Origin of the sequence: Thermoflexus sp., from assembly GCF_025055495.1 — a bacterium.
Taxonomy (GTDB): Bacteria; Chloroflexota; Anaerolineae; order Thermoflexales; family Thermoflexaceae; genus Thermoflexus.
The window spans coordinates 1-6873 of record NZ_JANWXB010000288.1 but is presented as its reverse complement, the minus strand read 5'-3'; the positions used below and the strand labels follow the sequence as shown (position 1 = coordinate 6873).

General features: G+C 66.6%; 4 protein-coding genes and 2 pseudogenes. All 6 read left to right on the top strand.

Translation table 11 applies throughout. The annotated features are described in order from the left end of the window. The coding region (locus NZM16_RS09245) for an alpha/beta hydrolase (RefSeq protein ID WP_295480070.1) at nucleotides 1-886 on the top strand (886 nt) is incomplete at its 5' end. Continuing rightward, nucleotides 883-1746, top strand: a complete 864-nt coding sequence (locus tag NZM16_RS09240; RefSeq protein WP_295453274.1) for an alpha/beta hydrolase — start codon at nucleotides 883-885, stop codon at nucleotides 1744-1746. The genes NZM16_RS09245 and NZM16_RS09240, both read left to right, overlap by 4 nt. Nucleotides 1747-2141: 395 nt before the next feature. Continuing rightward, nucleotides 2142-4562 (top strand): 3-hydroxyacyl-CoA dehydrogenase/enoyl-CoA hydratase family protein, encoded by a 2421-nt coding sequence (locus NZM16_RS09235; RefSeq protein WP_295480068.1) that lies wholly within the window; start codon nucleotides 2142-2144, stop codon nucleotides 4560-4562. Nucleotides 4563-4724: 162 nt separating this feature from the next. Beyond that, entirely contained in the window at nucleotides 4725-5903 is a 1179-nt protein-coding gene (locus tag NZM16_RS09230; protein WP_295480066.1) for an acetyl-CoA C-acyltransferase, read from the top strand. 311 nt (nucleotides 5904-6214) lie between these two features. After that, nucleotides 6215-6268 (top strand): annotated as a pseudogene (locus tag NZM16_RS14055) (hypothetical protein); the annotation flags it as partial. A 9-nt stretch (nucleotides 6269-6277) separates the two neighbouring features. Then, nucleotides 6278-6873, top strand: a pseudogene (locus tag NZM16_RS09225) (hypothetical protein); the annotation flags it as partial.

Genomic DNA, 6873 nt, shown 5'->3' with positions numbered 1-6873 from the left:
TGCGAGGGCAGGGCAGGCGCATATGGAACCACGAACGCACTGGATCCTCAGCGACGTTCGGCTCCGCGTTTTAGAGTGGCCGGGGGAGAAAGGAACGATCCTGGCCCTGCACGGCTTAACGGGTTACGCAGAGACCTTTCTTCCCCTGATCCCGGCCCTCCACCCGCCATACCGGGTGCTGAGCATGGATCTGCGGGGCCGGGGGGAAAGCGAGCAGCCCGCGGATGAACGGGCCTACGGCCTGCAAGCCCATCTGCGCGACATCGCCGCGGTGCTGGACGCCCTTGCTCCGGAGGGAGCGCTGCTGATGGGCCACTCCCTGGGCGCGATGCTGGCCCTGGCCCTCGCCGCCGAGCGCCCGGATCTGGCTCGCGGGCTACTCCTGTTCGACGGCGGCCCGCTTCCTTCCCGGGCCTTTTCAGAATCCCTGAATCAGGTGCTGAACGCCCGGCTGGAGGAGCTGCCCTCCCTCGAGGCGTTTCGGGAGCTGGTTCGCGCCATGCCCTTCCTGCAGCCCTTCGATGAGCGCCTGATGCCCGTCCTCGAAGCCGGCCTGATCCGGGAGCCGGACGGCCGGGTGCGGGTGAAGTTCCCTTCCCGGCTGGGAGCCCTGGAGGCGATGGAGCTGGGAGCGATCTGGAACGAACGGCTTCGCGCTTACGCCGGACGGATCCGGTGCCCGGTCCTCCTGCTGAAGGCGCCGGTGGGAGCCCTCGGGCCTCATGATCGGTTCTTCACCGAGGAAGAAGAACGCCTGCTCCGGGAGGTGGTTCCCCAGGTGCGGATCGTGGAGGTGCCCGGCACGACGCATTACACGATCGTGGTGGGATATCACCCAGAGCGGGATCGCTTGGCACGGGCGTTCGCGGAGGAGGTGCTGGGGTGAGCTGGACGGGGCGGATCCGAGACTTCGGCGGGGAGGGACCGCTTCTTCATCTGGCGGTGGCGAACGGCTTCCCCCCCGCTTGCTATCGGCCCCTGATGGAATCCCTGAGGCCGGTCGGCCATGGCGTGAGCCTGCTGCCCCGCCCCCTCTGGCCGGAGGACAAAGGCCCCGATCGCCGGGTCACCTGGTATACCCTGGCCGAAGATCTGATCCAGGCCTTTGAGGCGCTGGGCTGGCGAGAGGTCATCGGGATCGGCCACTCGATGGGCGGCGTGATCACCATGGTTGCCGCCGCGCGGCGCCCGGATCTCTTCCGGGCCGTCGTCCTGATGGATCCTGTGTTAATGGATCCGAAGATCCTGACCCTCTTCCGGGTCTTTCGCGCGCTGGGCCTGGGGCCCCGGCTGCATCCGCTCGCCCGACGCGCCCGCCGGCGACGCCGGGCCTGGCCGGATCGCGAAGCCGCTGCGGCTTATCTTCGATCCCGCCCGCTGTTCGCGGCCTGGCATCCGGACGCCTTCGCGGGCTATCTGGAGGAAGGCCTGCGCCCATCCCGGAACGGGCAGGTGATGCTGGCCTATCCCCCCGAGTGGGAGGTCCACATCTTCGTCAGTGTTCCTCACGACGCATGGCGCTTCGTCTCCCAGCTCCGCGTGCCCACGCTGGTGCTACGAGGGGCCACGACGGACACCTTCACCGCAGGTTCGGAAGCGCGCTTCCGCCGCTTCAAACCGGATGCCCAGTTCGAGGTGATCCCAGGCGGTCATCTTTTCCCGATGGAGCGGCCGGAAGAAACCGCGCAGGTGATCCGGCGGTGGCTGGAGGGGCTGTCCACGAAGGGGGCACGAATACACGAATGAGGGGGGGTGATTGGGTCTGGGGTCAATGGGGTTGAGGCCCCAGGTGGGCGCGAAGGCACGAACAACAAAGCGATGGGAACGCATGGGACCCTGAACCGCTTCGGCCGAGGAGGGCGAATCCGCGAACCGTGAGACGACGATCATGCCCGGGGCCTTAAGCCCCCTTAGCCGCTGGCGAGCGCGAATCCACGAACGATCCGGCGTATGGAGGCGGGAGATGCCGGCCCCTCGATCCCCAGGTCCTGGGGCCCCGTATTCGTATATTCGTGCTTCTATTCGCGGACGGCCCGCCTCCCCCAAACGACGACGCGAGACGCGATCTACGAACGGGGAACCCGTTCGCACAAGCAGACGGAAATCCGAAAAATCCCACATCGTCCTTCGGGAGGCTTCCGATGGGCTACACGATTCGGCGGGTGGCAGTGATCGGCGCGGGGACGATGGGCGCGGCGATCGCAGCCCATCTGGCGAATGCGGGATTCGCGGTGGACCTTCTGGACATCCCGCCGAAATCCCTGACGCCGGAGGAGGAGGCGAAAGGCCTGACCCTGGATCACCCGGCGGTGCGTAACCGCATCGTCCAGGCCGGTCTGGAACGGGCCAGGAAAGCGAAGCCGGCGGCTTTCTTCGTGGAAGACCGGGCGCGGCAGATTCGAATCGGGAACACGGAAGATCACTGGGAGCGACTCCGGGAGGCGGATTGGATCATCGAGGCGGTGGTGGAAGATCTGGCGATCAAACAACAGGTGATGGCCCGCATCGAGGCGGTCCGCCAGCCGGGGGCCATTGTGACCACCAACACCTCGGGGCTTCCGCTCCGGGAGATCGGCGCCGGCCGATCCCCGGAGTTCCTGGCCCACTTCGCCGGCACCCACTTCTTCAACCCGCCCCGCTATCTCAAGCTGGTGGAATTGATCCCCGGCCCGGCCACGAAGCCGGAAGTCCTCGACGCCCTGCAGCGCATCCTGGAGGTCCGCCTGGGCAAGCGGGTGGTCCGGGCGAAGGACACCCCCAATTTCATCGCCAACCGCATCGGCTTCATCGCCGGTGCCTTCGCCAATCAATATACGCTCCAGCACGGCTATACCGTGGAGGAGGTCGACGCCCTCACCGGTCCCCTGATCGGGCGGCCCAAGACGGCGACCTTCCGGTTGCTGGATCTGGTGGGCCTAGATGTGGCGGCCTACGTGGGGCAGCACAGCATGGCCGCCTTGGCCCACGATCCCTTCGTCGCGCTGGTGAAGGATTCCCCGATGAACCGGGTGATGGCGACCATGATCGAGCGGGGTTGGCTGGGCAACAAGGCGGGCCAGGGTTTCTACAAGAAGGTGGAGACCCCGGGAGGGGCGGAATATTGGCCCCTGAACCTGGAAACCCTGGAGTATGAGCCGCCGAAGAAGCCACGGTGGGATTCGGTGGGGAAGGCGTTGAAGATGGAAGAGCTGAAGGAACGCCTACGCTTCCTGGTCGCTCAGGAGGACCGGGCGGGCCAGCTCGTGCGGGATGTGCTGGATTTCTATCTGGCGTATGCCGCCTATGTGGCACCGGAGGTGGCGGAGGACATCGTCGCCATCGATCAGGCCATCCGCTGGGGCTTCAACTACGAGCTGGGCCCCTTCGAGACCTGGGATGCCCTGGGCGTGGCCGAGACAGTGGCGCGCATCGAGGCGCGGGGCTGGCCAGTGGCGGAATGGGTGAAAGCGTTCCTGGCCGCCGGGAACCGGACGTTCTATCGGTATGAGAACGGCCGCGCGGTCGCGTATTACGACTTCCGGACGGGAACTTACCGAAGCCTGGTCCCCCATCCGATGGCCATCGTCCTCAAGGACCTCAAAAGCGAAGGCCGGGCGCTGGAGCGTAACCCCAGCGCCAGCCTCATCGACCTGGGCGATGGCGTCCTCGGCCTGGAGTTCCATACCCGGGCCAACGCCCTCGACCCCGACATCTTCGCGATGATGCAGCGGGCGCTGGAGCGACTGGACCGCGAGGATTGGGTCGGGATGGTCATCGGCAACCAGGGAGAGCACTTCTGCGCCGGCGCCAATGTGTTCCTCATCGCCATGTCCGCCCAGCAGGGGATGTTCGATGCAATCGAGCAGGCCGTCCGCACCATGCAGAACCTGATGATGACCATGCGCTATTTCCACAAACCCATCGTCACCGCTCCCTTCGGGATGACCTTAGGCGGCGGCGCGGAGGTGGCCATGCACGGCGCCCGCATGGTGGCTTCCGCCGAGACCTACATCGGCCTGGTGGAGGTGGGGGTAGGCCTGATCCCGGCCGGCGGGGGCTGCAAGGAGATGATCCGCCGGGTGCTGACCCCGGCGATGCAAACCGAGAACACGGATCCCCTGCCCTTCCTCCGGCGGATCTTCGAGACCATCGGGATGGCGAAGGTGGCCACCAGCGCTGAGGAGGGGCGGGCTATGGGATTCTTGAGCGATGCGGACCGCATCGTGATGAACCCGGACTTCCTGCTTTACGAAGCCAAGCGGGAGGTGCTGCGGCTGGCGGAATCCGGCTACCGGCCGCCGTTGAAGACCAAACTGTATGCAGCCGGGCGGGATCTCCTGGCCACCCTGCGGATCGCCGTCTGGCAGATGCGGGAGGCCCGCTACATCAGCGAGCACGACGCGAAGATCGGGGAGAAACTGGCCTACGTGCTCTGTGGCGGCGATCACCCAGAGCCCATATGGGTGGACGAAGAACACTTCCTGGACCTGGAGCGAGAGGCCTTCCTCTCGCTGTGCGGGGAGCCCAAGACCCAGGAGCGGATCTGGCATTTCCTGCAGACCGGGAAGATCCTGAGGAATTAATCATCGTAGGGGCAGGCCCCTGTGCCTGCCCCCACAGGCGGTCCCCTGTGCCCACCTCCAACGTAATAAGGGCAGCCACAGGGGGCTGCCCCTACAAATCCCTCGATGGATTGCCGAGACACGGGTTCCGCATGCCCTTTCATTCTCATCAGGAGGCTTCCCATGCGCGAGGCGGTGATCGTCTCCGGCGTGCGAACGGCAGTGGGGAAAGCAAAGAAAGGAACCCTTCGGACCACCCGTCCGGAGGCCCTGGCGGCGACCGTGATCGCGGAGGCGCTGCGGCGGGCCCCTGGGGTGGAGCCGGGGATGGTGGACGATGTCATCCTGGGCTGCGCTATGCCCGAAGGCCACCAGGGGCTCAACATCGCTCGCATCGCCGCCCTCAAGGCCGGGCTTCCCACCAGCGTCCCGGCGATGACCATCAACCGGTTCTGCTCCTCCGGGCTCCAGGCCATCGCCCTGGCCGCCGAGCGGATCATGACCGGCGGGGCCGACATCATCATCGCCGGCGGGGTGGAATCGATGTCCCTGGTGCCGATGACCGGCTTCACCCTGCGGCCCGATCCGGAGCTGGCGACGGCGTGGCCCGAGGTATTCATCAGCATGGGGCTGGGAACGGAACGGCTGGCGGAGAAGTTCGGCATCTCCCGAGAGGAGGCGGACGCCTTTTCCCTGCGCAGCCACCAGCGGGCCATCGCCGCGATCGACGCTGGGAAATTTAAGCAAGAGATCGTCCCGCTGGAGGTGGAAGTGGTCGAGCCGGCGGAGGATGGCCAGGTGGTGCGGCGGAAAGTCCTCTTCGACACCGACGAAGGGCCACGGCGGGACACCTCCATGGAGGCCCTCTCGCGGCTTCCGCCCGCCTTCAAGAACGGCGGCGTGGTCACGGCGGGGAACGCCTCTCAGATGAGCGATGGCGCCGCCGCCGTGGTGGTGATGGCCCGGGAACGGGCGGAATCCCTGGGCCTGCAGCCCATCGCCCGCTTCGTCTCCTTCGCGGTCGCCGGGGTGCCGCCGGATCTCTTCGGCATCGGACCGGTGGAGGCCATCCCGAAGGCCCTGCGGATGGCCGGGCTGCGGCTGGAGGACATGGACCTCATCGAGCTCAACGAGGCGTTCGCCGCCCAGGCCCTGGCGGTGATCCGGCAGCTGGAGATGGATCCCGAGCGAGTCAACGTGAACGGCGGGGCCATCGCCTTGGGGCATCCCTTAGGCTGCACTGGGGCCAAGCTCACCGTCCAGATCCTCAACGAACTGCGCCGTCGGGGTGGCCGCTATGGAATGGTCACCATGTGCATCGGCGGCGGCATGGGGGCGGCCGGGATCTTCGAGATGTGGTGAACCGCCCCGTCCGGCCCTCCCAAAGCCCCTTCTAGAGGCGGCGCAGGAACGGCCGTAGCGGAAGGCTGGACCCCTCCCCTTTCTCCCCTCTCCCCACCGCCCGAAGGGCGGTGGGGAGAGGGGAGAAGAAATCGCAAACACTTCCGAAGGGGAAGGTTATTCAGATAGGCTCTTAGCGGGACGCTAGAAGATAGAAGAGAGGATCGCTCAGGAGGGCAAGGCTACCGCCTTGCCCTCCTGCCTTTCCCCCGTTCCAAGCGCCCCGTGGGCTCGCCAGGAGGCTTGCCTCTCCCAGAACCGTTGGCGTATCCATCGGCTGCACCGATCCCAACGGCCGCGTCACGGCCTACACCTACAACGCCGATGGCCTCCTGGTGCGGGTGACCTACGACAATGGCACGGCGGTGGAATACGCTTACGACGCCCACCACAACCGGACGGTGATGACGGACACCCTGGGGGTGAGCCGGTGGGTCTACGACCCGCTGAACCGGGTGGTGGCCGTCACCGACAGCCTGGGCCGGACCCTGCGCTGCGGCTACAACGCTGTGGGCAACCGGACGGCGGTCACCTATCCGGTGACGGGGACGGTGACCTACGGCTACTACGCCAACAACTGGCTCCGCAGCGTCACCGACCCCTATGGGCAGACCCCCCTCTACCAGCGGGACGGGGTGGGCAACTTGGTGCGGCAGGTCAACCCCAACGGCACTGTGACCGAGGCGGCCTATGATCGGGCCAACCGGCTCCTCTCCCTGACCAGCCGCCGCCTGGACGGCACCCTCATCGCCGCTTTCGCCTACGAGGTGAACCGCGTGGGCCTGCGCACGGTGATGACCGCCACCTACGGCTGGCGCAACCCGCCGGTGGTCGTGGAGCGCTACACCTACGACCCGTTGCGCCGCCTGGCGGGCGTTACGGATCGCGAGGGCTTCCAGGCCGTCTACGAATACGATGCAGCGGGCAACCG